19 protein-coding genes, 1 tRNA gene and 1 pseudogene are annotated in these 26,219 nt (G+C 68.1%); 13 read left to right on the forward strand and 8 right to left on the reverse strand.

Features of this window, described 5'->3' with window-relative positions:
- Positions 1 to 4 precede the first annotated feature (4 nt).
- A complete protein-coding gene (locus ACIBK6_RS07530) occupies positions 5 to 160 on the reverse strand; it encodes an SPW_0924 family protein (RefSeq protein WP_399049626.1) in 156 nt (51 codons plus the stop codon).
- A gap of 137 nt (positions 161 to 297) precedes the next feature.
- Complete coding sequence (locus ACIBK6_RS07535) at positions 298 to 2,004, reverse strand: lytic transglycosylase (protein ID WP_399049628.1); 1,707 nt, start codon at positions 2,002 to 2,004, stop codon at positions 298 to 300.
- A 250-nt stretch (positions 2,005 to 2,254) separates the two neighbouring features.
- On the opposite strand from ACIBK6_RS07535, the pseudogene ACIBK6_RS07540 reads away from it, so the two are divergent.
- A pseudogene (locus ACIBK6_RS07540) lies at positions 2,255 to 2,389 on the forward strand (DUF4184 domain-containing protein); the annotation flags it as partial.
- 240 nt (positions 2,390 to 2,629) lie between these two features.
- Here ACIBK6_RS07540 and polA read toward each other — a convergent pair.
- The gene (gene polA / locus ACIBK6_RS07545; RefSeq protein ID WP_399049630.1) at positions 2,630 to 5,338 is read right to left on the reverse strand and encodes a DNA polymerase I; all 2,709 of its coding nucleotides are present in this window, start codon (positions 5,336 to 5,338) and stop codon (positions 2,630 to 2,632) included.
- A gap of 237 nt (positions 5,339 to 5,575) precedes the next feature.
- Here polA and ACIBK6_RS07550 point away from each other — a divergent pair, with 237 nt between their 5' ends.
- The 8 genes from ACIBK6_RS07550 (at position 5,576) to ACIBK6_RS07585 (ending at position 15,154) form a co-directional block, all read left to right on the forward strand.
- A complete protein-coding gene (locus tag ACIBK6_RS07550; RefSeq protein ID WP_399049631.1) occupies positions 5,576 to 7,867 on the forward strand; it encodes an FdhF/YdeP family oxidoreductase in 2,292 nt (763 codons plus the stop codon).
- 192 nt (positions 7,868 to 8,059) lie between these two features.
- Entirely contained in the window at positions 8,060 to 8,527 is a 468-nt protein-coding gene (locus tag ACIBK6_RS07555; RefSeq protein ID WP_399049632.1) for a PaaI family thioesterase, read from the forward strand.
- A 114-nt stretch (positions 8,528 to 8,641) separates the two neighbouring features.
- The gene (locus ACIBK6_RS07560) at positions 8,642 to 9,118 is read left to right on the forward strand and encodes a hypothetical protein (protein ID WP_399049633.1); all 477 of its coding nucleotides are present in this window, start codon (positions 8,642 to 8,644) and stop codon (positions 9,116 to 9,118) included.
- Between the two features lie 408 nt (positions 9,119 to 9,526).
- Entirely contained in the window at positions 9,527 to 10,744 is a 1,218-nt protein-coding gene (locus ACIBK6_RS07565) for a branched-chain amino acid ABC transporter substrate-binding protein (RefSeq protein WP_399050162.1), read from the forward strand.
- A 99-nt stretch (positions 10,745 to 10,843) separates the two neighbouring features.
- A complete protein-coding gene (locus ACIBK6_RS07570) occupies positions 10,844 to 11,773 on the forward strand; it encodes a branched-chain amino acid ABC transporter permease (RefSeq protein WP_399049635.1) in 930 nt (309 codons plus the stop codon).
- A 5-nt stretch (positions 11,774 to 11,778) separates the two neighbouring features.
- The gene (locus ACIBK6_RS07575; protein ID WP_399049637.1) at positions 11,779 to 13,572 is read left to right on the forward strand and encodes a branched-chain amino acid ABC transporter permease; all 1,794 of its coding nucleotides are present in this window, start codon (positions 11,779 to 11,781) and stop codon (positions 13,570 to 13,572) included.
- Between the two features lie 5 nt (positions 13,573 to 13,577).
- Positions 13,578 to 14,441 (forward strand): ABC transporter ATP-binding protein, encoded by an 864-nt coding sequence (locus ACIBK6_RS07580; protein ID WP_399050164.1) that lies wholly within the window; start codon positions 13,578 to 13,580, stop codon positions 14,439 to 14,441.
- Positions 14,438 to 15,154 (forward strand): ABC transporter ATP-binding protein, encoded by a 717-nt coding sequence (locus ACIBK6_RS07585; RefSeq protein ID WP_399049638.1) that lies wholly within the window; start codon positions 14,438 to 14,440, stop codon positions 15,152 to 15,154. The genes ACIBK6_RS07580 and ACIBK6_RS07585 overlap by 4 nt, the downstream gene beginning before the upstream one ends.
- Positions 15,155 to 15,225: 71 nt before the next feature.
- On the opposite strand, the gene ACIBK6_RS07590 is transcribed toward ACIBK6_RS07585, so the two are convergent.
- Entirely contained in the window at positions 15,226 to 15,879 is a 654-nt protein-coding gene (locus ACIBK6_RS07590) for an ANTAR domain-containing response regulator (RefSeq protein WP_399049639.1), read from the reverse strand.
- Between the two features lie 95 nt (positions 15,880 to 15,974).
- On the opposite strand from ACIBK6_RS07590, the gene ACIBK6_RS07595 reads away from it, so the two are divergent.
- The 3 genes from ACIBK6_RS07595 to ACIBK6_RS07605 all read left to right on the forward strand — a co-directional run bounded on the left by ACIBK6_RS07595 (position 15,975) and on the right by ACIBK6_RS07605 (position 18,933).
- Positions 15,975 to 16,057, forward strand: a tRNA-Leu gene (locus ACIBK6_RS07595).
- Between the two features lie 83 nt (positions 16,058 to 16,140).
- On the forward strand, positions 16,141 to 16,929 hold the full coding sequence (locus ACIBK6_RS07600) for a helix-turn-helix domain-containing protein (RefSeq protein ID WP_399049641.1): 789 nt from the start codon (positions 16,141 to 16,143) through the stop codon (positions 16,927 to 16,929).
- A gap of 117 nt (positions 16,930 to 17,046) precedes the next feature.
- On the forward strand, positions 17,047 to 18,933 hold the full coding sequence (locus ACIBK6_RS07605; protein ID WP_399049642.1) for an alkyl/aryl-sulfatase: 1,887 nt from the start codon (positions 17,047 to 17,049) through the stop codon (positions 18,931 to 18,933).
- A gap of 61 nt (positions 18,934 to 18,994) precedes the next feature.
- Here ACIBK6_RS07605 and pyk read toward each other — a convergent pair whose 3' ends face one another.
- Together pyk and ACIBK6_RS07615 are read right to left on the reverse strand one after the other, a co-directional pair.
- Positions 18,995 to 20,431 carry a pyruvate kinase gene (gene pyk, locus ACIBK6_RS07610; RefSeq protein WP_399049644.1) on the reverse strand — a complete coding sequence of 479 codons (1,437 nt, stop codon included), beginning with the start codon at positions 20,429 to 20,431 and terminating at the stop codon, positions 18,995 to 18,997.
- A 176-nt stretch (positions 20,432 to 20,607) separates the two neighbouring features.
- A complete protein-coding gene (locus ACIBK6_RS07615) occupies positions 20,608 to 21,303 on the reverse strand; it encodes an SIMPL domain-containing protein (RefSeq protein ID WP_399049646.1) in 696 nt (231 codons plus the stop codon).
- Between the two features lie 160 nt (positions 21,304 to 21,463).
- Here ACIBK6_RS07615 and ACIBK6_RS07620 point away from each other — a divergent pair, with 160 nt between their 5' ends.
- The gene (locus tag ACIBK6_RS07620) at positions 21,464 to 23,284 is read left to right on the forward strand and encodes a bifunctional metallophosphatase/5'-nucleotidase (RefSeq protein ID WP_399049648.1); all 1,821 of its coding nucleotides are present in this window, start codon (positions 21,464 to 21,466) and stop codon (positions 23,282 to 23,284) included.
- 46 nt (positions 23,285 to 23,330) lie between these two features.
- On the opposite strand, the gene ACIBK6_RS07625 is transcribed toward ACIBK6_RS07620, so the two are convergent.
- Both ACIBK6_RS07625 and ACIBK6_RS07630 read right to left on the reverse strand, forming a co-directional pair.
- A complete protein-coding gene (locus ACIBK6_RS07625) occupies positions 23,331 to 24,743 on the reverse strand; it encodes a lysine N(6)-hydroxylase/L-ornithine N(5)-oxygenase family protein (RefSeq protein ID WP_399049651.1) in 1,413 nt (470 codons plus the stop codon).
- Entirely contained in the window at positions 24,740 to 26,170 is a 1,431-nt protein-coding gene (locus ACIBK6_RS07630; RefSeq protein ID WP_399049653.1) for a pyridoxal phosphate-dependent decarboxylase family protein, read from the reverse strand. Before ACIBK6_RS07630 ends, ACIBK6_RS07625 begins: the two co-directional genes overlap by 4 nt.
- Positions 26,171 to 26,219: the final 49 nt, after the last annotated feature.

The raw sequence follows: 26,219 nt of genomic DNA on the forward strand, positions 1-26,219 counted from the left end.
CCCTCTACTTGGTCTGGGTGATCTTCCCGGGGGCGCTCGGCACCGTGGTGAGCAGCGGCTTGGGCGAGGTCTTGCCCGCGGGGGCGCCGATGGCCGAGACGGTCAGGACGATGGCGAGGGCGGCGGCCAGCCCGATCGCGGCGGCTATGAGGGCGCGCATGCTCGGCCTCCGTGGAGCTGATGGGTCGTCAGGAGGGGGCACCGTAGCAACGCCCGGCCAAGATGAGAACACGTCGAACAGCCCCTCTGCCGACGGGCGGCGGAGGGGCTGCTGGGAAAAACGGGGACCAGGCGGGCCTAGGAGGCGGTGGCCACCTTGAGGGCGGTGGCCACCTTGAGCTGGACGGTGAGCGTGGCGCCGCCGTCGGTGGTGAGGCGGAGCAGGAACGTACCGGTCTGGCCGTCGGCGTACATCTTCGGCAGGACCAGCTCTCCGTTCGCGTCCGTCTTGAGGTCCTTGAGCTCGCGGACCGGGTTGCCCTTGGCGTCCTTGAAGTACGGGCCCTTGTCGTTGACCTTGGGCTCGGCCTTCGGGTCGGCACCGGCCGCCGGCGTCACGATCATGGCCGCGGAGGCCGCGACACCGGAGGCGGCCGCGCCCTTGAAGGTCGCCTTGACGCACACCTGGTTCGCGAACTCGCCGTTCGGCGCGGCCGTCAGCTCCTTGGTGTCGCTGCGGGCCAGCTTGTCGGCCTGCCGGGCGACGACCGTCGCCTTCCACTCCACGGCGGACAGGGTCGCGTCAACGACGGTGGCCCGCACGGTGAACGTGCCGGTCTTCTCGCCCGCCGTCAGCGCCGGCGCGGCGGCCGTGCCGTCCGCGGAGGTGGCGACGGTCACGGTGGTGGCCCCGCCGGTGAAACGGGTGTCGGTGTCGCCGACGATCTCGAACTTCACCGGCACCTTCGCCATCGCCTTGCCGGACGCGTCCTTCACCCGCGCGGTCGGCTGCCCGCCGAACGCGCCGCCCGCGAAGGCCGTCAGCTCCTTGGTGCCCGCGTCCTCGAACGTCGTCGGCCGCGGTACGGGCGTCGGGTTCGGGGTGCCGCCGCCACCCGGCTTGGCGGGCGGCACCGGCGACTTCACCGGCGGGGCAGGCGGGGTCGGGGTCGGCTTGGGGGTCGGCTTCGTGCTCGGCGGCGCCTTCGGTGTGACCGGCGGCGTGCCGGCGGACTGGTCGCTGCGGCGGCCGGGCAGCGAACCCGTGCCGTCGGGGACCTGGTAGCCGCCGCGCCGGTAGAAGTCGAACCACGTCATGACCGTGGTCAGGTACTCCTGCGACTGGTTGTAGCTCAGGATCGCCTTGTCCAGATCGGCCTTCACCGCGAGGTCGCGACCGTCCGCGCAGAGGTAGAACCCTGCGGCGAGCGCCGCGTCGTAGACGTTGTTGGGGTCCTTGATGCCGTCGCCGTTGCCGTCCTTGCCCGAGGTCGCCCAGGTCGACGGGATGAACTGCATCGGCCCGACCGCCCGGTCGTGCACCTTGTCGCCGTCGTACTTGCCGTTGTCGGTGTCGGGGATGTTGGCGAACCCGGCGCCGTTGAGCACCGGGCCGAGGATCGGGGTGAGGGTGGTGCCGTTGGCGTCCACGCGGCCGCCGTTGGCGTGCCCCGATTCGACCTTGCCGATGGCCCCGAGGAGCTGCCAGGGAAGGTGGCAGCCGGGCCGGTCCGTCGCGAGCGCCGCCTCCGCCCTCTTGTACGCGTCGAGGACGGTCGCGGGTATGCCCTGCTGGTCACCGCCGACGGGGTTGGTCGCCGACGCCGTCGGATTCGGCGGTGTCGGCGACACGAGCGGCGGAAGGTCCGTGTAGTACGGGGAGTTGCCGGAGGCCGGGTTGCTGGGGGTGGGCGTCGGCGTCGCGTCCGAGGCCGACTGGTCGCCCGGGCTGCTCGCGTGCACGATCCCCGGCGCCTGCGATGCGGAAAGCGCCGCCACCGCCACCGCGGCCACCGCCGTGGTGCCCGCTCCCTTGCGCAGTCGTCGGCCCATGTGCGGTGCCATACGTCAAGTCCCTCCCCGTACTCGGCTGTCCGCGCTCCCCAGCGCGAGAACTCAGGTGACACTACGGCAACCGACGGCGCTATGACACCGCGGTCTGACCGGTTTTCACTGATTCGCCACCTGTGCGTTGCCTGTTGATCGTTGGCGAACCCGTTCCGGATATCGAACGTTGTTGATCGCTGGCGGGTAAATTCTGTCTGTCACCTGGCAGTTGACGTCCACCGATCGACGAGGGCCGCATGCCGTTCGGCCGGGTTCGGCCGGGTTCGGCCGGGTCACGCACTCCGCGCTCGGCGTCGTCACCGTGGACGTCCTGACCGCGTACGCCCTCGTCGCGCCGTGGCTGCCGCTGCGGGAACCGCTGGTCGCGCTGCTACCGAGGGCGTCCTGGCGTTCACGGGCGCTCGCGGGCCGCACCTGACAGCGGGCCGGGATCCGGCCCCTGATTGGCTGGTTCTCGCCGAGGGAGTCAGGCCAGCTCGGCCGGGGCGAGCCGCGCCGGACCCCCGCCGCGGCCAACCCGGTCCCGGCCGGGTCCCGCGAACCGCCCCGGACAATCATGCCGTTGGCGGGGGCGGTGAATCCGCGGGCGGAGCCCCCAGCGAGGCTCCGCCGCCCATCCTTGTCAGTGCGCCGCCGACTCCCAGTCGTTGCCCGCGCCCACCGACACGTCCAGCGGGGCGCGGAGTTCCACCGCTCCGGCCATCTCTCGGCGGACCAGTTCCTCCACCCGCTCGCGTTCGCCCGGCGCGATTTCCAGGACGATTTCGTCGTGGACCTGAAGGAGGAGGCGCGAGCCGAGGCCCGCTTCGGTCAGGGCGCGGTCCACGTTCAGCATCGCCACCTTCACGATGTCCGCCGCCGTGCCCTGGATCGGCGCGTTGAGCGCCATCCGCTCGGCCATCTCGCGGCGCTGGCGGTTGTCGCTGTTGAGGTCGGGCAGATAGCGGCGCCGGCCCAGCATCGTCTCCGTGTAGCCCGTCGCGCGCGCTTCCTCCACCACCCGCTGCAGATAGTCCCGCACTCCGCCGAAGCGCTCGAAGAACGTGTCCATCAGGCCACGCGCCTCCCCCGCCTCGATGTTCAGCTGCTGCGAGAGACCGAAGGCCGACAGACCGTACGCGAGGCCGTACGACATCGCCTTGATCTTGCGCCGCATCTCCGGGTCGACCTTCGACTTGGCCACGCCGAAGACCTGCGAGGCGACCGTGGTGTGCAGGTCCTCGCCGGAGGCGAACGCCTGGATGAGGCCCTCGTCCTCGGACAGGTGGGCCATCACGCGCAGTTCGATCTGGCTGTAGTCCGCGGTGAGCAGCGACTCGTAGCCCGCACCCACCACGAAGCCCCGCCGGATCGCGCGGCCCTCGTCCGTACGGACCGGGATGTTCTGCAGGTTGGGGTCGGTCGAGGAGAGGCGGCCCGTCGCCGCGACCGTCTGGTTGAACGTGGTGTGGATGCGGCCGTCCGCGGCGATCGTCTTGATCAGGCCCTCGACGGTGACCCTCAGCTTCGCCTGCTCGCGGTGGCGCAGCATGATGACCGGCAGCTCGTGCTCGGTCTGGGCGGCCAGCCACGCCAGCGCGTCAGCGTCCGTGGTGTAGCCGGTCTTGGTCTTCTTCGTCTTGGGCAGGGCCAGTTCACCGAAGAGGACTTCCTGGAGCTGCTTGGGCGAGCCCAGGTTGAACTCGTGGCCCACCGAGGCGTGCGCCTCCTTCACGGCCTGCTGCACCGCACCCGCGAACTGCTGCTCCATCGCGTCGAGATGGGCCCGGTCGGCCGCGATGCCGGACCGCTCCATACGGGCGAGGAGAAGGGAGGTGGGCAGTTCGACGTCGTGCAGCAGGTCCGCCGCGCCGACCTCCTGCAACCGCTCCGTGAACGCGCCGCCCAGATCGAGGACGGCTCGCGCCTGGGCCATCAGCGCGTCGGCCTCCGCCTCGTCGTCCGCGCCGAAGGCGAGCTGCCCGTCGGCGGCGGCCGGTGCCAGCTCGCGGCCCAGGTACTCGACGGACAGCGCGTCGAGCGCGAAGGAGCGGCGGCCCGGCTTGACGAGGTAGGCGGCGAGCGCGGTGTCCATCGTGACACCCGCGATGCTCCAGCCGTGCTCCGGGAAGACCCGCATCGCGGCCTTCGCGTTGTGCATGACCTTGGGCTGCGCGGCGTCCGCGATCCAGGCGGCGAAGGCCTGCTCATCGGCGGGGTCGAGCTGGGCCGGGTCGAACCAGGCCGCGGCACCGGCAGCCGCGGCCAGCGCGATCTCGGTGACACTGCCGGTGCCCAGCGCCCAGGTGTCGACGGTGGCCACGCCCAGCGGCTGCCCGCCGTGCTCGGCCAGCCAGGGGGCCAGCTCACCGGCGGTCAGGACCGCGCCGTCCAGCTCCACCCCGGCGGCCGGCGCCGACGCCTCCTCCTCGCCCGCGCCCGGGTCGACGGCGAGCAGCCGCTCGCGCAGCGACGGGTTGCGGATCTCCAGGACGTCGAGGACGCCGGTCACCGCGGCCCTGTCGTACGGGGCACGCGCGAGGTCGGCCGGGCCCTTGGGCAGCTCGACGTCCTTGACCATCTCGGTCAGGCGGCGGTTGAGCTTCACCGCGTCCAGGTGGTCCCGGAAGTTCTGCCCCGCCTTGCCCTTGACCTCCTCGGCGCGCTCGACGAGCTCCGCGAACGAACCGAACTGGTTGATCCACTTCGCGGCGGTCTTCTCACCGACACCGGGGATGCCCGGCAGGTTGTCCGACGGGTCGCCGCGCAGCGCCGCGAAGTCCGGGTACTGCTGCGGGGTGAGGCCGTACTTCTCCTCGACCTTCTCCGGCGTGAAGCGGGTCAGCTCGGAGACGCCCCTCGTCGGATAGAGGACGGTGACGTGCTCGGAGACCAGCTGGAAGGAGTCCCGGTCGCCGGTGACGATGAGGACTTCGAAGCCCGCCGCCTCGGCCTGGGTGGCGAGGGTGGCGATGATGTCGTCGGCCTCGAAGCCGTCGGTCGCGAACCGGTCGGCGTGCATCGCGTCGAGCAGCTCGCCGATCAGCTCAACCTGGCCCTTGAACTCGTCCGGGGTCTTCGACCGGTTCGCCTTGTACTCGGGGAACTCCGTGGAGCGCCACGTCTTGCGCGACACGTCGAACGCCACCGCGAAGTGCGTGGGCGCCTCGTCACGCAGGGTGTTCGCGAGCATCGACATAAAGCCGTAGACGGCGTTGGTCGGCTGACCCGCCGCCGTCGTGAAGTTCTCCGCGGGCAGCGCGAAGAACGCCCGGTACGCCAGGGAGTGCCCGTCCATGAGGAGCAGGCGCGGTCGGTTGTCCGGGGTCTTCTTCGATGCTGTCTCAGCCATGCCCCGATCCTGCCACGCCCCACTGACAATCCTGGCCAGTCCCGGACCCGGCCGACCCTGTCCGACCTGTCCGACGCGGCTGTCAGTGCCGCGTGACAGGATCGGATACGTACACATCTCGTGTCCGCACGAGGTGCTCGCACGAGATGACCGCACGACGTGCGGACACGACGTGCCCGCTCGCAGTGTTCGATCAACGTAGTCGCCCGAAGTGTTCGCTCGAAGGGGAGCAGCGCCATGGTCAGCAAGCCGCCCGCAGGTGATCCGGTCCAGGACGCGCCGCAGGTCGCCGCGCCGAAGCATGCCGCCGCCGGCCTCCCCGCCATCGGCCACACCCTGCTCATGGCTCAGCAGCAGATGGGCCTGCGCCGCACCGCGCAGACCCTGCTGAAGGTCAACCAGAAGGACGGCTTCGACTGCCCGGGCTGCGCCTGGCCCGAGGGCGACAAGCGGCACACGGCGGAGTTCTGCGAGAACGGGGCGAAGGCCGTGGCCGAGGAGGCCACCCTGCGCCGGGTCACCCCCGACTTCTTCGCCGCGCACCCCCTTGCCGACCTCGCCACCCGCAGCGGTTACTGGCTGGGCCAGCAGGGCCGCATCACCCAGCCGATGCTGCTTGAAAGAGGCGCGCTGCCCGAGGGCGCCGAGAAGTACCAGGCCATCAGCTGGGAGCGCGCCTTCGAGATCATCGCGGAGGAGCTCAACGCGCTCGGCTCCCCCGACGAGGCCCTCTTCTACACCTCGGGCCGCACCAGCAACGAGGCCGCCTTCCTGTTGCAGCTGTTCGCCCGCGAGTTCGGCACCAACAACCTGCCGGACTGCTCCAACATGTGCCACGAGTCGTCCGGTTCGGCACTGACCGAGACGATCGGCATCGGCAAGGGCAGCGTCTCCCTGGAGGACCTCCACCAGGCCGACCTGATCGTGGTGGCCGGGCAGAACCCGGGCACCAACCACCCCCGGATGCTGTCCGCCCTGGAGAAGGCGAAGGCCGCCGGAGCGAAGATCATCTCGGTGAATCCGCTGCCGGAAGCGGGACTTGAGAAGTTCAAGAACCCGCAGACCCCGCAGGGCATGATCAAGGGCGCCGCCCTCACCGACCTGTTCCTGCAGATCCGCATCGGCGGCGACCAGGCCCTCTTCCGCCTCCTCAACAAGCTGATCCTCGAAACCGAAGGCGCCGTCGACGAGCTGTTCGTACGCGAACACACCCATGGATACGAGGAGTTCAAGGCCGCGGCACAGGAAGCGGACTGGGACGAGACGCTCGCCGCGACCGGTCTGAGCCGCACCGAGATCGAGCGGGCCCTCGCCATGGTGCTCGCCTCCAAGCGCACCATCGTGTGCTGGGCGATGGGCCTGACCCAGCACAAGCACGCCGTGCCGACCATCCGCGAGGTCGTCAACTTCCTTCTGCTGCGCGGCAACATCGGCCGCACCGGCGCCGGAGTCTGCCCGGTGCGCGGACACTCCAACGTGCAGGGCGACCGCACCATGGGCATCTTCGAGCGGCCCGCGCCCGCGTTCCTCGACGCCCTGGAGAAGGAGTTCGGCTTCGCCCCGCCCCGCCACCACGGCTACGACGTCGTGCGGTCCATCGAAGCCCTGCGGGACGGCAAGGCGAAGGTGTTCTTCGCCATGGGCGGCAACTTCGTGGGCGCCACCCCCGACACCGAGGTCACCGAGGCCGCGATGCGACAGGCCTCGCTCACCGTCCACGTCTCGACCAAACTCAACCGCTCGCACGCGGTGACCGGCCGCCGCGCCCTGATCCTGCCCACCCTGGGGCGCACCGACAAGGACGTGCAGAAGAGCGGCAAGCAGTTCGTGACCGTCGAGGACTCCATGGGGATGGTGCACGCATCGCGCGGCAACCTCACCCCCGCCGGCCCCCGGCTGCTGTCCGAGCCGGCCATCGTCGTCCGCATGGCCCAGGCCACCCTCGGCACCAAGTCCGCCGTCGACTGGGCCGAGTTCGAGAAGGACTACGCCACCATCCGCGACCGCATCGCGCGCGTCGTGCCCGGCTTCGAGGACTTCAACAAGAAGGTCGCCCACCCCGGCGGCTTCCAGCTGCCGCACGGCCCGCGCGACGAGCGCCGCTTCCCCACCGCCACCGGCAAGGCCAACTTCACGGCCGCGCCCGTCGAGTTCCCGGCGCTGCCCGAGGGCCGGCTGCTGCTGCAGACCCTGCGTTCGCACGACCAGTACAACACCACCATCTACGGCCTGGACGACCGCTACCGCGGCATCAAGGGCGGCCGCCGCATCGTCATGGTCAACCCCGAGGACGCACGCGAACTGGGCCTGGCCGACGGCTCGTACACGGATCTGGTCAGCGAGTGGAAGGACGGCGTGGAGCGCCGCGCCCCCGGCTTCCGCGTCGTCCACTACCCGACCGCGCGCGGCTGTGCCGCCGCCTACTACCCGGAGACCAACGTCCTGGTGCCGCTGGGCTCGACGGCCGACATCAGCAACACCCCGGCCAGCAAGTCGGTGGTCGTACGTTTCGAGCGCACCCAGGAGTAGCCGCAACCGAGGAAGACGCGCCGAGTAGCCGCACGGAGCGGTACGGCAGCGAACAGTGGGCGCCCCCGGTACGGCCGGGAGCGGTGGGCGCCCGCGGTCCGCCATGAGAGCTGGGTCCTAAGCGTTTGCTCAGGGCATCTGATATGACGGTGCCCACAGCGCAGTCACCGCAGATGAACGGAGCCGGAGCCCATGGGCGAGCAGAGCAGCGTGAAGTTCCCGCAGGAAGTCATCGACGAGTACGCGGCCCTCGGTGTCGACCTGCCCGCCCTGTTCTCCGCCGGGCACCTCGGCAACCGCATGGGCGTGCAGATCATCGAGGCCTCCGCGGACCGGGTCGTCGGCACGATGCCCGTCGAGGGAAACACCCAGCCGTACGGGCTGCTGCACGGCGGCGCCTCCGCGGTGCTCGCCGAGACCCTCGGCTCGGTCGGCTCGATGCTGCACGGCGGCCTCACCAAGATCGCGGTCGGCGTCGACCTGAACTGCACCCACCACCGCGGGGTGCGCAGCGGCCTGGTCACCGGGGTGGCCACCCCCGTGCACCGCGGGCGCTCGACGGCGACGTACGAGATCGTCATCACCGACGAGCAGGACAAGCGGGTCTGCACGGCCCGGCTGACCTGCCTGCTGCGCGAGGCCGAGGGCCTCAAGGACTGAGCCCCGGGCCGCCCCACTGCGGGCATCCCGGATCGCCCAACTCCGCTTCCTGGCCGGTGAGTTGACGACTCACCGGCCATTGTCATGTCACACCCCGCGTTCTAACGTCGTTCCATGGGGACCCAAGTGCGGTCACGGGCACGGAAACAGTCACGGGAACGGCTGATCCTGGCGGGCGCGCTCGCCGCATCGGCCGCACTGGCCGTATCGGCCGCCCTGACCGGCTGCTCCACCACGAGCGAAGCCCCCGCACACCCCTCCCTCTCCCCCAACTCGCCCTCCGCGCAGCCCACTTCACCCCAGGACCTCTGCACCCATCTGATCGTCTACTGGGCGAAGCAGGAGCTGGACGCGGGGCAGGGTTCCGGTCTGGACTACCAGGAGAAGGGCCTGTCCGACGGGCAGAACGAGATCCTGCTGGCCACGCTGACCGCCGCCCGCAAGGAGCGCGCCGCCCACGGCGCGGCCGCCGGGGACCGGCTCATCGAGCAGCAGGCGCAGCGCGGTTGCGCCGAGCGCTACCGCAACGGCACCCCGACGACGGACCCTTGGGCGCAGACGAAGCTCCCCACCCCATCCGGATCGCCGTGACGCTCCGTAACATTCGCGCCGACCGCCGAGGGCGGATACCGGCCACCGACCGACGCCCTCCCGGCCACCGACCGGCATCCGGACGCCCAGCAGCCTGTCAGCAGCATGATCCCCTCAAGCCCCTTAGCGGAACTGGGCGTTCTCATCATGCGAGAAATCCGAGCGTACCAAAATGTACAAATTGTCCACACTGCACCGGCAGGGTTTGGCCTTGGCATAACAAGAAAGTCACATCCTGTCCCGGCCGCTCCCCACCCTCCCCGGCCGGGCTTAGAGTCACGGCCAGTCACCGCGCCGCCGGGTGCGACTGCTGCACGGCTCTACCACCCAGTACGGCCCGGCGACGACACGGCACCTCATCACGAGGAGGCCGCGCCAGGGAAAGGACCCACCGTGCGACACCGTTCCTTGCTCATACTCACCACAGTGCTCACCACAGGCGCACTCACGCTCACCGCCTGCGGGTCGCGCGACAACAAGGGCGGCGGCGACAGCAGCGGCACGAAGCAGACGGTCGTCATCGGCGTCGACGCACCCCTCACGGGCGACCTGTCCGCCCTCGGCCTCGGCATCAAGAACTCCGCCGACCTCGCCGCGCAGACGGCCAACACGCAGAACCTCGTGCCCGGCGTAAAGTTCACGACCCAGCCGCTCGACGACCAGGCCCAGCCGTCCGTCGGCCAGCAGAACGCCACCAAGTTCATCGGCGACAAAACCGTCGTCGGCGTCGTCGGCCCCCTGAACTCCAGCGTCTCGCAGTCCATGCAGAAGCCGCTCAACGACGCCGGCCTCACCCAGATATCCCCCGCCAACACGGGCACCGAGCTGACCCAGGGCGACGGCTGGAAGACCGGCACCAAGAAGCGCCCCTACAAGACGTTCTTCCGCACCGCCACCACCGACCAGGTCCAGGGCGCCTTCGCCGCCAAGTACCTGTTCAACAACGCCAAGCTCGACTCGGTCTACCTCATCGACGACCAGAAGACCTACGGCGCCGGCCTCGCCGCCTCCTTCAAGGACACCTTCACCAAACTCGGCGGCAAGATCGTCGGCTCCGACCACATCAACCCCGACGACCGCGACTTCAACGCCATCGTCGCCAAGGTCAAGAGCACCGGCGCCAAGGCCCTCTACTACGGCGGCGAATACCCCGCCGCCGGCCCCCTGTCCCAGCAGCTCAAGGACAGCGGCACCAACATCCCGCTCATGGGCGGCGACGGCATCTACAGCGCCGACTTCATCAAGCTCAACAAGAAGGCCGAAGGCGACCTCGCCACCTCCGTCGGCAAGCCCGTCGAACAGCTCGACTCCGCCAAGACCTTCATCGCGAACTACAAGACCGCCGGATACAAGGACGCCTACGAGGCCTACGGGGGCGGCACCTACGACGCCACCTGGGCCATCATCCAGGCCGTCAAGGACGTCGTCGCCGCCAACAACGGCAAGGTCCCCAGCAGCGACCTGCGCGCCAAGGTCCTCGACGCCGTCGGCAAGGTCAAGTTCGACGGAGTCACCGGCCCCGTCTCCTTCGACGAATACGGCGACACCACCAACACCATGATGACCGCCTACAAGGTCACCAGCGGCGCCTGGAAGCCCGAGCTCAGCGAGGCCTACAAGCCGTAACCCGGCGACATCCCGCCACACGCACTCAAAGGACCGCGCGGGAGCGCCACCAGCGCTCCCGCGCGGTGCCATATCCGATCACTTCACGGAGGCCCCGCGGTGCACGAACTGCCGCAACAGCTGGCCAATGGACTCATCCTCGGCGCGATGTACGGACTGATCGCGATCGGCTACACGATGGTCTACGGCATTGTCCAGCTCATCAACTTCGCCCACGGCGAGATATTCATGGTCGGGGGCTTCGGGGCCCTCACCGTCTTCCTCGCCCTCCCGGCCGGCTTCTCACTCCTCGCCGCCATCCCACTCATGATCATCGGCGGAGTCATCGTCTCCGTCCTCGTCGCCACCGCAGCCGAGCGCTTCGCCTACCGGCCCCTGCGCAACGCACCCCGCCTCGCCCCCCTCATCACCGCCATCGGCCTCTCCCTCGCCCTCCAGCAAGCCGTATGGAAGTGGTACCCCGACGCCAAGAAGGACCGCTCCTTCCCCCAGTTCGACGGAGCCCCCTTCCACATCCTCGGCGCCAACATCCAGCGCGGCGACCTCTTCATCCTCATCGCCGCCCCCGTCTGCATGATCGCCCTCGGGTTCTACGTCACCAAAACCCGCACCGGCCGCGGCATGCAAGCCACCGCCCAAGACCCCGACACCGCCAAACTCATGGGCATCAACACCGACCGCATCATCGTCATGGCCTTCGCCATCGGCGCCGCGTTCGCAGCCATCGCAGCCGTCGGCTACGGCCTCCACAACGGCCAAGTCGGCTTCCGCATGGGCTTCATCATGGGCCTCAAAGCCTTCACCGCCGCCGTACTCGGCGGCATCGGCAACATCTACGGAGCCATGCTCGGCGGCATCGTCCTCGGCCTCGCCGAATCCCTCGCCGTCGGCTACATCGGCAACATCCCCAGCATGGAACTCTTCGGCGGCGGCGCCTGGAAGGACGTATGGGCCTTCGTCCTCCTCATCGTCGTCCTCCTCGTGCGGCCCCAAGGCCTGCTCGGCGAACGCGTCGCGGACAGGGCGTGAACACCATGACCGACACCACCACCCGCACCGACAGCGCGAACCCGCTCATCCCGCTGCCGGCCACCCTCGCCCGCCACACCACCACCGCAGGCGCAGCCCTCGCCCTCATCGGCACCTTCATGGCCTGGACCTGGACCGCCAACTTCCCCGGCGACCTCACCGTCACCGGCTACCCCGGCGGCCTCCAACTCCTCACCCTCACCAGCGCCGCCCTCACCATCCTCTTCGCACTCTCCGGATACGACATCCCCGGACTGCGCTGGCTCACCCCCGCCGCCACCAACGCCCCCCTCCGCCTGCTCGCCCTCGGCACCCTCGGCACCACCGGCTACACCCTCGGCGCCATCTCCACCGAACTCGGCGGCATCGTCAACCTCGAACCCGGCGCCTGGATCTCCGGCATCGGCGCCCTCCTCGCCACCACCGGCGCCTTCGCCCTACCCGCCGACACCCACCCCACCGACACCACCGGCGACAACCTCTGGCAACGCATCCGCCACACCCTCGCCGCCCCCACCCCCCGCCGCGCCAGGCCCATCCCCGACTGGGCCGGCATCCTCATCATCGTCGCCGCCTTCGCCATCGGCCTCTACACCTTCGCCTACGGCATCGACACCGCATACTCCGAACTCTTCATCGGCTTCCTCATCACCGCCGTGTTCGCGTTCGCCGCACTCACCCAAGCAGGCCTCATCGCCCGCCTCTCCCAACTCACCGCACAACACCGCACCGTCACCCTCAGCGCCGCCTTCGTCGCCGCCATCGGCTTCCCCTTCACCCAAAACAGCGACGAATACTCCCTCATCGGCGCCAACATCCTCATCTTCGCCACCGTCGCCCTCGGCCTCAACGTCGTCGTCGGCCTCGCCGGCCTCCTCGACCTCGGCTACGTCGCCTTCCTCGGCGTCGGCGCCTACGCCGCAGCCCTCGTCTCCGGCGCCACCCAATCCAGCATCGGCATCCAATTCCCGTTCTGGGCAGCCGTACTGACCGGAGCCGGCGCATCCCTCGTCTTCGGCGTCCTCATCGGCGCCCCCACCCTGCGGCTACGCGGCGACTACCTCGCCATCGTCACCCTCGGCTTCGGCGAGATCTTCCGCATCACCATGAACAACCTCAACGGGAACAGCGGACCCAACGTCACCAACGGCTCCCGAGGCATCCCCGCCATCCCCGACATCACCATCTTCGGATACGACCTCGGCACCTCCCACGACGTAGCCGGCTTCACCCTCGGCAAACCCGGCAACTACTACCTCCTGATGCTCGTCATCACCCTCATCGTCGTCACCGTCTTCCGACGCAGCGCCGACTCCCGCATCGGCCGCGCCTGGGTCGCCATCCGCGAAGACGAAACCGCCGCCACCGCCATGGGCATCAACGGCTTCCGCGTCAAACTCATCGCCTTCGCACTCGGCGCCACCCTCGCCGGACTCGCCGGCACCGTACAAGGCCACCTCACCAGCACCGTCACCCCCGAGCAGTACCAATTCGCCGGCTCCGTACCCCCCAACTCCGCCTTCCTCCTCGCCGCCGTCATCCTCGGCGGCATGGGAACCATGAGCGGACCCCTCATCGGCGCCTCACTGCTCTACCTCATCCCGGCCAAACTCCAATTCATGCAGGACTACCAGCTCCTCCTCTTCGGAGTCGCCCTCATCGTCCTCATGCGCCTGCGCCCCGAAGGCATCGTCGCCGACCGCAGGAAGAAGCTCGAATTCCACGAGACCGGCCAACTCGACATCCCAGAACAAGGCCTCACCGACACACCCGTCGGCGTCACCAAGGCGGGGGCGTGACCAGCATGACCACCACCACGACCACCACCGTCCTCCACGCCAGCGGCGTCACCATGCGCTTCGGCGGACTCACCGCCGTACGCAACGTCGACCTCACCGTCAACAGCGGCGAAATCGTCGGCCTCATCGGCCCCAACGGCGCAGGCAAAACAACCTTCTTCAACTGCCTCACCGGCCTGTACGTCCCCACCGAAGGAAAAGTGACCTACAAGGACACCATCCTTCCCCCCAAACCCCACCTCGTCACCAAAGCCGGCGTCGCCCGCACCTTCCAGAACATCCGGCTCTTCCCCAACATGACCGTCCTGGAAAACGTCCTCGTCGGCCGCCACACCCGCACCAAAGAAGGCCTCTGGTCCGCCCTCCTACGCCTCCCCGGCTTCAAAAAAGCGGAACAAGCCTCCACCGAACGAGCCATGGAACTCCTTGAGTTCACCGGCCTCGCCCACAAAGCCGAACACCTCTCCCGCAACCTCCCCTACGGCGAACAACGCAAGCTCGAAATCGCCCGCGCCCTCGCCAGCGAACCCGGACTCCTCCTCCTCGACGAGCCCACCGCCGGCATGAACCCCCAAGAAACCCGCGCCGCCGAAGAACTCATCTTCGCCATCCGCGACCAAGGCATCGCCGTACTCGTCATCGAGCACGACATGCGGTTCATCATGAACCTCTGCGACCGCGTCTCCGTCCTCGTCCAAGGCGAAAAACTCGTCGAAGGCACCCCCGACATCGTCCAAGCCGACGAACGCGTCATCGCCGCCTACCTCGGCACCCCCTTCGAAGGCGCCCCCGGAGACGAGGAAATAGCCGAAGTCGAAGCCGCCGAAACGGCACAAAGCACCACCAGCACCGAAGGAGACACCCCGTGACCGCACTCCTCGAAGTCGAGGACCTCCGGGTCGCCTACGGCAAAATCGAAGCCGTCAAAGGCATCTCCTTCAGCGTCGAAGCAGGCCAGGTCGTCACCCTCATCGGCACCAACGGCGCCGGAAAAACCACCACCCTGCGCACCCTCTCCGGCCTCCTCGAACCCCTCGCCGGTCACATCAGATTCGACGGCAAACCACTCAAAAACGTCCCCGCACACAAAATCGTCGCCCTTGGAATGGCCCACTCCCCCGAAGGCCGCCACATATTCCCCCGCATGACCATCGAGGACAATCTCCGCCTCGGCGCCTACCTCCGCGACGACAAACCCGGCATCGAAAAAGACATCCAACGCGCCTACGACCTCTTCCCCATCCTCGGCGAACGCCGCAAACAAGCCGCAGGCACCCTCTCCGGCGGCGAACAACAAATGCTCGCCATGGGCCGCGCGTTGATGTCCCAGCCGAAACTGCTCATGCTGGACGAACCATCCATGGGCCTGTCCCCGATCATGATGCAGAAAATCATGGCCACCATCACCGAACTCAAAGCCCAAGGCACCACCATCCTGCTCGTCGAACAGAACGCCCAAGCCGCGCTCTCCCTCGCCGACCAGGGCCACGTCATGGAAATCGGCAAAATCGTCCTCTCCGGAACCGGCCAGGACCTCCTCCACGACGAATCCGTCCGCAAGGCCTACCTCGGCGAAGACTGACACGACGATGGTACGAAAGTGGCCCGCATCCAGAACTCGGATGCGGGCCACTCCCTTACGTACCCCGGGAGCTACTCCCCCTTCGCCGCCTTCTTCTCCTCAGCGTCCTCAATAACCGCCTCGGCAACCTGCTGCATCGACATCCGCCGATCCATTGACGTCTTCTGAATCCACCGGAACGCCGCAGGCTCCGACAACCCATACTGCGTCTGAAGAATCGACTTCGCCCGGTCCACCAGCTTCCGCGTCTCCAGCCGCTGCGAGAGGTCCGCGACCTCCTTCTCCAGCGCCTTCAACTCCGTGAACCGCGACACCGCCATCTCAATGGCAGGCACCACATCGCTCTTCGAGAACGGCTTCACGAGATACGCCATCGCACCGGCGTCCCGAGCCCGCTCCACCAGATCCCGCTGCGAGAACGCGGTCAGCATCAGGACCGGGGCGATGGACTCCTTCGCGATCAACTCAGCGGCAGAGATCCCATCCAGCACGGGCATCTTCACATCCAGGATCACCAGGTCCGGCTGGTGCTCCCGGGCGAGCTCGACGGCCCGCTGCCCATCACCCGCCTCGCCCACGACCGCGTAGCCCTCTTCTTCGAGCATCTCTTTGAGGTCGAGGCGGATGAGCGCCTCGTCCTCGGCGATGACGACACGGGTCGTCAGCGGCGGAACGTGCGACGCATCGTCGTCGGCGACGGGCTGGGGCGACTCGGGGGCGGTCACGGGGGCTCCTCGGTGCGGGGCAGGTTGCTGCTCCCCTGAAGGGTACCTAGCTGCTACCGCAGCGGGTGAACGGGTATGCTCCTGCCAACAACCTTGCCGGGTTGGCGGAATGGCAGACGCTGATGTCTCAAACACATCTGTCCGAAAGGACGTGCGGGTTCGAATCCCGCACCCGGCACTCTTTGTAAGCGGAGGACCACGTTCGCGTGAACCTCCGCTTTTTGCTACCTGGAGCGACGATCTGTCACGCAGGGTTGCCGCATGAACTTCCATGGCACAGAGGTGCGACAGAAGGCGCTCACGCTGCTGCGGGGCGGGGCGAAGAATGCGGATGTGGCGCGGCGGCTGAACGTACCTCCCGGCACCATTAGCTACTGGCTCCACATGGACCGGTCCAAGCGCGGCGAATGTCCAGGCGCGCACAACCCGAAGTGTCCCCGGTGCGACGGTCGGGCTTTGGACCACCACGCCTACGCGTACCTGCTGGGGCTCTATCTCGGCGACGGCCACATCAGCCAATATTCGGCACACCGAGCACCCAACCTCATGATCACCCTCGATGACGCGTGGCCCGGGGTGCAGGCCGAAGCGGAGGCCGCCTTACGCGCAGTCTTCCCCGACAACGCCACCTGCCGCGTTCGCAGAATCGGCTGCCACAACATCAAGGTGTACTCCAAGCACCTCCCCTGCATGTTCCCTCAGCACGGGCCCGGCAAGAAGCACGAACGTGAGATCAGGCTGGAAGCCTGGCAGCAGCAGATCGTCGACGCGCACCCTTGGGCGTTCGTCCGGGGGCTCGTGCACTCCGACGGGTGTCGGAACATGAACTGGACCACTCGCGTCGTAGGCGGCGAGAAGAAGCGGTACGAATACCCCCGGTACTGGTTCACCAACGTTTCGGACGACATCCGCCAGCTCTACACCGACACTCTCGACAAGCTCGGCATCGACTGGAAGCACTGCACCCGGCACGGAAAGCCGTACAACATCTCGGTCGCCCGCAAGGCATCCGTCGCCCTCATGGACCAGCACATAGGCTCCAAGTACTGACCGTACGGACCACCCCGCCATGTGACCCGTCACAGTGTCTCAGCCCCCTGCCAGGGAGCTTTTCCAAATAGCGCCAGAACCCTTGAAGCCCCCGCGCCGCCGCGCGATCTTCGGCGCATGACCCCCATCAATCGCCGCGGCTTCGTCGCCGCCACCGGGGCCGCCGCCGCGGCCATCGCGCTGAATCCGCAGACGGCCGCCGCCGCACCGGCCGAGGACGACTTCGCCGATGCCGAGCGGGGGTTCATCGCCGCCCTCACCCCCGGCGTCGTGAAGGACGCCAGAGGCAAGGTGGTGTGGGACAGCGATGCGTACGGCTTCCTGAAGCAGAGCGCAGCTCCCCGCACGGCCAACGCCAGCCTTTGGCGCCAGAGCCAACTCACGGGAAAGCAGGGCCTGTTCAAGGTCACGGATCGGATCTACCAGGTCCGTGGGCTGGACCTCTCCAACATGACCATCGTCGAGGGTGACGCCGGCATCGTCGTCATCGACCCCCTCATTTCCGCCGAGACAGCGGCCGCCGCCCTGGCCCTCTATCGCAAGCACCGTGGCAACAGGAAGGTCACCGGGCTCATCTACACCCACCCTCATGTCGATCACTTCGGGGGCTGTCGCGGGGTGCTGCCGGACGGGCCGGGCAGTGTGCCGGTTCTCGCGCCCGAGGGGTTCATGGAGCATGCCGTCTCCGAGAACGTGTACGCCGGTACGGCGATGACCCGCCGCTCGGTGTACATGTACGGCGCGCAGCTCCCGAAGGGGGCGGCGGGGCAGATCGGTTGTGGGCTGGGTCAGGGTGTTTCGTACGGGACGATCGGGTTGATCCCGCCTACCCGTTACGTGTCGAAGACCGGGCAGGTGGAGACGGTCGACGGGGTGCGGATCGAGTTTCAGATGACGCCCGGTACTGAGGCGCCCGCCGAGATGAACTTCCTCTTCCCGGATCTGCGGGCGGTGTGCATGGCGGAGAACGCGACGCACACGATGCACAACATCATCACGTTGCGGGGTGCGCAGGTGCGTGATGCGCGGCAGTGGGCGCACTATCTGGGTGAGTCGATCGAGTTGTTCGAGGGCCGGGTCGATGTCGCCTTCGCGTCGCATCACTGGCCGACGTGGGGTGGTGCGGGGATCGTTTCGCTGCTCGGGGTGCAGCGGGACCTGTATGCGTACATGCATGACCAGACCTTGCGGATGATCAATCAGGGGTTGACGGGCCGCGAGATCGCGGAGGAGATCGAGTTGCCGCCGGCGCTCTCACAGGTGTGGGCGAATCGGGGGTACTACGGTTCGCTCAGTCATAACGTCAAGGGGATCTACCAGCGCTACATGGGTTGGTTCGATGGGAACCCCGCGCATCTGTGGGAGCATCCGCCCGTCGATGAGGCGAAGCGGTATGTGCGGGCCATGGGTGGGCAGCGGGCCACTGTCGTCAAGGCGCGGCGGTTCGTGGCGGATGGGGATCTGCGGTTTGCCGCGACGCTGCTCAATCATTGTGTGTTCGCCGATCCGGAGGATCGGGACGCCAAGTCTCAACTGGCGTCTGTCTACGATCGGTTGGGGGTCGCCACTGAGAATGCGGTGTGGCGGAATTTCTATCTCACCGGGGCGCAGGAGTTGCGGCATGGGGTGAGGGTTCCTGATGCGTCCACGGCGGGTGTGGACATGCTGATGGCGTTGTCGGTCGATCAGCTCATTGATTCGGTTGCCATACGTGTCAATGGGCCGCGTGCGTGGGATGTGGCGCTGACCATGGACTGGGTGTTGCCGTCGCTTGGTCGGGTGTGGCATTTGCGGTTGCGGCACGGGGTGTTGACGTATCGGAGTTCGGGCGGGCCCGACAAGGCGGCTGGGGTGACGTTGACGATGACCAAGCCGCAGTTGCTCGCTCTGTTGGGCGGGAAGGGGTTGGGTGGGATCGGGGTGTCGGGTGATGTTTCGCTGCTGACTACCTTGCTTGGTGTGCTGGACAAGCCGGATCCGTCGTTCGCGATCGTCACGCCGTAGGGAGCATGACGTTGTGCGGGAGTGGGGCCTGCATGAGGCCCCAACTCCCGTGCGTAACACGCTACTTCGGGCTGTCGTCCTCGCCGATGTGGTGGACTCGGACGAGGTTGGTGGAGCCGGGGACTCCGGGTGGGGAGCCTGCGGTGATGACGACGACGTCGCCCTTCTGGCAGCGGCCTACTGTGAGGAGCATTTCGTCCACTTGGGCCACCATTTCGTCGGTGGATTCGACGTGGGGGCCGAGGAAGGTTTCTACGCCCCAGGTGAGGTTGAGCTGGGAGCGGGTGGCGGGGACGGGGGTGAAGGCGAGGAGGGGGATCGGGGAGCGGTACCTCGACAGTCGTTTGACGGTGTCGCCGGACTGGGTGAAGGCGACGAGGAATTTCGCTCCGAGGAAGTCGCCCATTTCTGCTGCTGCGCGGGCGACGGCGCCGCCTTGGGTGCGGGGTTTGTTGCGTTCGGTGAGGGGTGGGAGGCCCTTGGCCAGTACGTCTTCTTCCGCTGCCTCCACGATGCGGCCCATGGTTTTGACGGTTTCGATGGGGTATTTGCCTACGCTGGTTTCGCCGGACAGCATGACGGCGTCGGTGCCGTCGATGACGGCGTTGGCGACGTCGCTTGCTTCGGCCCTGGTGGGGCGGGAGTTGTCGATCATCGAGTCGAGCATTTGGGTGGCTACGATGACTGGCTTGGCGTTCCGTTTGGCCAGCTTGATGGCGCGTTTTTGGACGATGGGGACTTGTTCGAGGGGCATTTCGACGCCGAGGTCGCCGCGGGCGATCATGATGCCGTCGAAGGCGGCGACGATGTCGTCGATGTTGTCGACGGCTTGTGGTTTTTCGATTTTGGCGATGACGGGGAGGCGGCGGCCTTCTTCGTCCATGATGCGGTGGACGTCTTCGATGTCGCGTCCGCTGCGGACGAAGGAGAGGGCGATGATGTCGGCTCCGGTGCGCAGTGCCCAGCGGAGGTCGTCCTGGTCCTTGTCGGAGAGGGCGGGGACGGAGACGGCGACGCCGGGGAGGTTGAGGCCTTTGTGGTCGGAGACCATGCCGCCTTCGACTACGAGGGTGTGGACGCGGGGGCCGTCGACGTCGATGACTTGGAGGGCGACTTTTCCGTCGTCGACGAGGATGCGTTCGCCGGTGGTGACGTCGGTGGCGAGGCCGGGGTAGGTGGTGCCGCAGAGGTGGCGGTCGCCTTGGGTGCCGTCTTCGACGGTGATGGTGAACTCGTCGCCGCGTTCAAGGAGTACGGGGCCTTCGCGGAAGCGTCCGAGGCGGATCTTCGGGCCTTGAAGGTCGGCGAGGATGCCGATGCTGCGGCCGGTCTCGTCGGAGGCTTTGCGGGCGTGTTGGTAGCGCTCCTCGTGTTCGGCGTAGGTGCCGTGGCTGAGGTTGAAGCGGGCTACGTCCATTCCGGCTTCGACCAGTGCCTTGATCTGGTCGTATGTGTCGGTGGCTGGCCCTAGGGTGCAGACGATTTTGGCTCGGCGCATGGTTCGAGCCTAGGGCTTACCGGCGGGTAGAGAATTGGTCGCGCGTTACTACTCAACAACCTTTGCGTGAAGGGTTATTGACAAGTGTTGAATTGTGCGCGGGGGCGCTCCGATGAGCATTTCGGGGCGCCCGGCGTGCGGGCTTCACAACGGCGTCAGCTGCACCACGGCGTTCGCTACAGCGCGGGCGGGGTCATGATGAAGCGGGCGTTGATGCGGGCGTGGACCGTTTGGCGTTGGGGTTCGAGGTCGAGGGCGGGGACGGGTTCGGGGGCCGCGCCGGCGACGGCCCGGTAGGCCATGCCGCCTGGGGCGGGGCGGCCGTAGAGGGGGGTGGTGTTCTCGGCGCCGGGGTCGGAGAGTTCGACCAGGGCGGTGAGGGTGGCGCCGAGGGCGTCGGCGTATGCGCGGGCGCGTGCGACGGCTTCGTGGACGGCTCGGCGGCGTACTTCGGTGTGGGCGGGTGAGTCGGGGCGCAGGGACCACCAGGGGCCGTCGACGCGGGTGAGTTCGAGGTCGGCGAGGCGGGTGGTGAGTTCGCCGAGTGCGGTGAAGTCGGTGAGGTCGGCGGTGATGTGGGCGGTGCCGTGGTAGGTCTTCACGCGTTCGCCTCGGCCGTGTTTGGTGAGTTGGGGGCTGAGGGAGAAGGCGCTGGTTTCGAGTTTGTCGACGGCGTCGCCGTAGGTCTTGATGAGGTCGGTGACGTGGGTGTTGCGTCGGGTGAGGTCGTCCAGTGCGGTGCGGCGGTCGGTGCCGCGTGCGGTGACGGTGATGGTGATGCGGGCGATTTCGGGGTCGGCTTCGAGGTGGGCTTCGCCGTGGACGGCGAGGCGGGGGGCGTCGGGGGTTCCGTAGGGCTGGGTGGTCGTCATGGGTTCACTGTGGCATCCGGTTCTGTCAGGGTCCGGTCATCAGATAGAAACCTGCTGGGGGTGTTGCGGGGGGTTGGTTCTGCGTCAGAATCCGGGGGTCTACGCGCGTCGCCGTCTCCGTGCAACTTCTACGCGCGTCACACGACTTCAGGGAGAGACCATGCCGCTGAACCGCAGGACGTTCCTGGGCCGTACGGCCGCCGCCGGGGCCGGTGTCGCCGTCGCCACGGGCACCGCGCTGCCCGCCGAGGCCAAGGACCGGGACCGTGACCTGGACCATGGGCACGGGCACGCGCCGAAGCGGTACGCGTTCACCGTGATGGGCACCACGGATCTGCACGGTCACGTCTTCAACTGGGACTACTTCACGGACAAGGAGTACGACGACGCGGCGCACAACGACGTCGGTCTGGCGAAGATCTCGACGCTGGTGGAGCAGGTCCGCAAGGAGAAGGGCCACCGCAACACGCTGCTGATCGACGCGGGTGACATCATCCAGGGCACCCAGCTGTCGTACTACTACGCGCGGGTGGAGCCGATCACGGGTTCGGGCGGCAGGCGGGGCCCCAAGCATCCGATGGCGCTGGCCATGAATCACATGCGGTACGACGCGGCGGCGCTGGGCAACCACGAGTTCAACTACGGCATTCCGACGCTGCGGGCGTTCCAGGAGCAGTTGGACTTCCCGCTGCTCGGCGCGAACGCGCTGCACGCGAAGACGCTGAAGCCGGCGTTTCCTCCGTACACGGTGCGCCGTCTGAAGGTGCCGCACGGTCCGGATGTGAAGGTCGGGATCCTGGGTCTGACCAACCCCGGCATCGCGATCTGGGACAAGGCCAATGTGCAGGGGCAGATGACGTTCCCGGGTCTGGTGGAGCAGGCGAAGATCTATGTGCCGAAGCTGCGGGCGCTGGGCTGTGACGTGGTGATCTGTACGGATCATTCGGGTCTGGACGGCAGTACGTCCTACGGTGATGCGCTGCCGTATCCGGAGAACGCGTCGTCGCTGGTCGCGGAGCAGGTGCCGGGTATCGACGCCATTCTGGTGGGGCACACGCACAAGGAGGTGGCGTCGCGGACGGTGGTGAACGCGGAGACCGGGAAGTCCGTGGTGCTGTCGGAGCCGTACATGTGGGGCATGCGGCTGAGTGTCTTCGACTTCGCGCTGGAGTTCTCGAAGGGGCGCTGGCACGTGACGTCGGTGACGGCGGATGTGCGCAACGCGAACGCGGTGGCCGAGGATCCGGTGGTGGCGAAGCTGGTGAAGGCGGAGCACGACAAGGTCGTGGCGTACGTCAATCAGGTGGTGGGCACCAATGGTGCGGTGATGCGGTCGACCGAGGCTCCGTACAAGGATGTGCCGATCATCGACCTGATCAATCACATTCAGGCGGAGACGGTGAAGGCGGCGCTGGCGTCGACGGCGTACGCGTCGCTGCCGGTGCTTTCGCAGGCGGCGTGTTTCTCGCGGTCGGCGGTGATTCCGGCGGGCAAGGTGACGATCAAGGACGTCGCGGGCCTGTATGTGTACGAGAACACCCTGGAGGCACGGCTTCTGACGGGGGCTCAGATGCGGGCGTATCTGGAGTTCTCGGCGAACTACTACGTGCAGACGACGGGCAAGGTCGATCCTGCCGCGATCACCAACGCGAACAACACGCCGGACTACAACTACGACGTGGTGAGCGGCGTTTCGTACGAGGTCGATATCGCCAAGCCTGCCGGTTCGCGGGTGGGGAAGGTGATGTTCCAGGGCAAGCCGCTGGACGACAAGGCGCAGTTCGTGCTTGCGGTGAACAACTACCGGGCCAATGGCGGCGGCAATTTCCCGGGGGTGGCCGCCGCCAAGCAGGTGTGGGCGAACTCCGACGAGATCCGTAACACGATGATCGCGTGGGTGAAGGCGAAGGGTGTCATCGATCAGGCGGAGTTCGCTTCGGTGGACTGGAAGCTGACGCAGAACGGTGTGCCGGTGTTCTGAGCCGCTCGCGGACTCCTCACCGCTGTTTGAATCACCGTTGTTCGACTCACCGTTGTTCGACGAGCGGGACCAGGCCCTCCGGCTGCCGTGCCGGGCGGGTCTGGTCTTTTTTGTCGAGGCCGAAGGTGGTGAAGGCGGTGCGGGCCGGCAGCGGGTAGGGCTCCTTGCCGGTGACGGAGTTGAGGATGGCGGCGCTGCGCCAGGCGGCGAGGCCGAGGTCGGGGGCGCCGACGCCGTGGGTGTGCTTCTCGGCGTTCTGGACGTAGACGGAGCCGGTGACGTGGGGGTCGAGGACGAGCCTGAACTCCTCGTCCACGCGGGGGCGTTCGCCGGCGTCGTAGCGCATGTACGGGTCGAGTCCGGCGAGGATCCGGCCGAGGGGGCGTTCGCGGTAGCCGGTGGCGAGGACGACGGCGTCGGTGGTGAGGCGGGAGCGGGTGCCCTGCTGGATGTGTTCGACGTGGAGTTCGACCTTGGTGGTGGCGACGCGTCCGGCGGTGCGCACGGTGACGCCGGGGGTGAGCGTGGCGTCGGGCCAGCCGCCGTGCTGGGTGCGGCGGTAGAGCTCGTCGTGGATGGCGGCGAGGGTGTCGGCGTCGATGCCTTTGTGGAGCTGCCATTGGCGGGGCACGAGCTGGTCGCGTACGGGTTCGGGCAGGGCGTGGAAGTAGCGGGTGTAGTCGGGGGTGAAGTGTTCGAGGCCCAGCTTGGAGTACTCCATGGGTGCGAACGCTTCGGTGCGGGCGAGCCAGGTGAGCTTCTCGGCGCCGACGGGCCGGTTCCTGAGGAGGTCGAGGAAGACTTCGGCGCCCGACTGGCCCGAGCCGATGACGGTGATGTGGTCGGCGGCCAGGAGCCGTTCGCGGTTTTTGAGGTAGTCGGCGGAGTGGATGACAGGGACGGCCGGGGCGTCGGCGAGTGGTTTGAGGGGTTCGGGTACGTACGGTTCGGTGCCGATGCCGAGGACGAGGTTGCGGGCGTAGCTGCGGCCGAGTGCTTCGACTTCGCCGTTGACGTCGAGCTGGGTGAAGTCGATTTCGAACAGGGCGCGTTCGCCGTTCCAGCGTACGGCGTCGACCTGGTGGGAGAAGTGCAGGTCGGTGAGGTTTTCGCTGACCCAGCGGCAGTAGGCGTCGTATTCGGTGCGTTCGATGTGGAACTTTTCGGCGAAGTAGAACGGGAAGAGCCGGTCGCGGTGCTTGAGGTAGTTGAGGAAGGACCAGGGGCTGGCGGGGTCGGCGAGGGTCACCAGGTCGGCGAGGAAGGGGACTTGGAGGGTGGTGCCTTCGATGAGCAGACCGGGGTGCCAGTGGAAGGCGTGGCGCTGTTCGTAGAAGGCGGTGTCGAGTCCGCCGGGTACGCCGTGGGCGAGGGCGGCAAGGGAGAGGTTGAAGGGGCCGATGCCGATGCCGACGAGGTGGTGGGGCTGTTCTTCGGCGGTGGGGGGCTGGGGCGTCATCGGGGGCTGCCTTCCGCGTGGATGGGGGGTGCGGTGGTACTGAGTGCCGCATCGAGGAGGGTGTGCAGGTCGTGGGGGGTGAGGTGGGGGTTGAGCAGGGTGGCTTTGAGCCAGAGCCGGCCGTCGGCGCGGGCCCGGCCGAGTACGGCGGTGCCGTCGGTGAGCAGGGTGCGGCGGATGTGGGCCACGGTGTCGTCGTCGGCGCCGTACGGCCGGAACAGGACGGTGGAGATGGCGGGGGTTTCGTAGAGCTCCAACTGTGGGTGCTGGTCGATGAGTTGGGCGAGTTCGCAGGCGGCCGCGCAGACGCGGTCGACGAGTGCCGCGAGGCCGTCGCGGCCCAGGGCGCGCAGGGTGACGGCGATTTTGAGGATGTCGGGGCGGCGGGTGGTGCGCAGGGAGCGGCCGAGGAGGTCGGGCAGGCCGGCGTCGGTGTCGTCGTCGGCGTTGAGGTAGTCGGCGGTGTGCGCGAGAGGGGCGAGGCGTCCCGGGTCGGGGACGGCGAGGAGGCCCGCGGCTACCGGCTGCCAGCCGAGTTTGTGCAGGTCGAGGGTGACGGAGTGGGCGCGTTCCAGGCCGGCCAGTTGGTGTCGGTGCCGGTCGCTGAAGAGGAGGGGCCCGCCGTAGGCGGCGTCCACGTGGAGTTCGGCGCCATGTGCGGCGCACACATCGGCGATGGCGGGCAGCGGGTCGATGGCGCCGGTGTCGGTGGTACCGGCGGTGGCGACGACGAGGGTGGGGTGGGGGGAGGAGTTGAGGGCTTGGGGAAGAAGCCGAGAGCTTGGGGAGGGGTGGTGGAGGGCGGCGTCGAGGGCGGCGGGGTCGACGGTGCCGGCGGGGGCGGGCAGGACGACGGGTTCGGGCAGGCCGAGCAGCCAGGTGGCCCGGTGGACGGAGTGGTGGGTGTGGGCGCCGCACACGACCTGGACGGGGCCGTGTCGTTCTCGGGCGAGGAGGAGGGCGAGCTGGTTGGACTCGGTGCCGCCGGTGGTGACCAGGGCGTCGCCGTCCGGCCAGATCTCGGCGGCCAGGGTCCGGGTGACGAGGGCTTCCAGCGTGGAGGCGGCCGGGGCCTGGTCCCAGGAGTCCAGGGACTGGTTGAGGGCGGATGCGGCGAGGTCGGCGGCGGCCGCGAGGGCGAGGGGCGGGGTGTGGAGGTGGGCGGCGCAGTGCGGTTCGGCGGGGTCGGCGGCGCCCTCGGCGAGGGTGCGGACGAGGGTGGCGAGGGCTTCTTCGGCGCCGGTGCCGTGTGGGGGGAACACGGCGTGGGCCGCTTGGCGTACGCGCTGGGCGACGGCTTCGGCCCCGCCGCCGGGGAGCGGGCCGCCCCTGGCTCGCGCGCCCTGGTGCAGGGCGTCGAGTACGACGTCGAGGAGGGGGCGCAGGGCGGTGGGGCCTGCGGTGCCTCCGGCGAGGGGCGGGTGCATGGGGGTTCCTTCGGGTGTGCGCAGCTCGGCTGCTCCAGCGTGGGGTGGG

This window comes from Streptomyces sp. NPDC050485 (assembly GCF_044458185.1).
In the GTDB taxonomy this organism is placed as follows: Bacteria; Actinomycetota; Actinomycetes; order Streptomycetales; family Streptomycetaceae; genus Streptomyces.

What these genes read in the sequence shown, in the direction of transcription:
- ACIBK6_RS07530 (WP_399049626.1), bottom strand. Translation starts at nt 160, where the DNA reads ATGCGCGCCCTCATAGCCGCCGCGATCGGGCTGGCCGCCGCCCTCGCC.
- ACIBK6_RS07535 (WP_399049628.1), bottom strand. Translation starts at nt 2,004, where the DNA reads ATGGCACCGCACATGGGCCGACGACTGCGCAAGGGAGCGGGCACCACG.
- polA (WP_399049630.1), bottom strand. Translation starts at nt 5,338, where the DNA reads ATGGCTGAGACAGCATCGAAGAAGACCCCGGACAACCGACCGCGCCTG.
- ACIBK6_RS07550 (WP_399049631.1), top strand. Translation starts at nt 5,576, where the DNA reads ATGGTCAGCAAGCCGCCCGCAGGTGATCCGGTCCAGGACGCGCCGCAG.
- ACIBK6_RS07555 (WP_399049632.1), top strand. Translation starts at nt 8,060, where the DNA reads ATGGGCGAGCAGAGCAGCGTGAAGTTCCCGCAGGAAGTCATCGACGAG.
- ACIBK6_RS07560 (WP_399049633.1), top strand. Translation starts at nt 8,642, where the DNA reads ATGGGGACCCAAGTGCGGTCACGGGCACGGAAACAGTCACGGGAACGG.
- ACIBK6_RS07575 (WP_399049637.1), top strand. Translation starts at nt 11,779, where the DNA reads ATGACCGACACCACCACCCGCACCGACAGCGCGAACCCGCTCATCCCG.
- ACIBK6_RS07580 (WP_399050164.1), top strand. Translation starts at nt 13,578, where the DNA reads ATGACCACCACCACGACCACCACCGTCCTCCACGCCAGCGGCGTCACC.
- ACIBK6_RS07600 (WP_399049641.1), top strand. Translation starts at nt 16,141, where the DNA reads ATGAACTTCCATGGCACAGAGGTGCGACAGAAGGCGCTCACGCTGCTG.
- ACIBK6_RS07605 (WP_399049642.1), top strand. Translation starts at nt 17,047, where the DNA reads ATGACCCCCATCAATCGCCGCGGCTTCGTCGCCGCCACCGGGGCCGCC.
- pyk (WP_399049644.1), bottom strand. Translation starts at nt 20,431, where the DNA reads ATGCGCCGAGCCAAAATCGTCTGCACCCTAGGGCCAGCCACCGACACA.
- ACIBK6_RS07615 (WP_399049646.1), bottom strand. Translation starts at nt 21,303, where the DNA reads ATGACGACCACCCAGCCCTACGGAACCCCCGACGCCCCCCGCCTCGCC.
- ACIBK6_RS07620 (WP_399049648.1), top strand. Translation starts at nt 21,464, where the DNA reads ATGCCGCTGAACCGCAGGACGTTCCTGGGCCGTACGGCCGCCGCCGGG.
- ACIBK6_RS07625 (WP_399049651.1), bottom strand. Translation starts at nt 24,743, where the DNA reads ATGACGCCCCAGCCCCCCACCGCCGAAGAACAGCCCCACCACCTCGTC.
- ACIBK6_RS07630 (WP_399049653.1), bottom strand. Translation starts at nt 26,170, where the DNA reads ATGCACCCGCCCCTCGCCGGAGGCACCGCAGGCCCCACCGCCCTGCGC.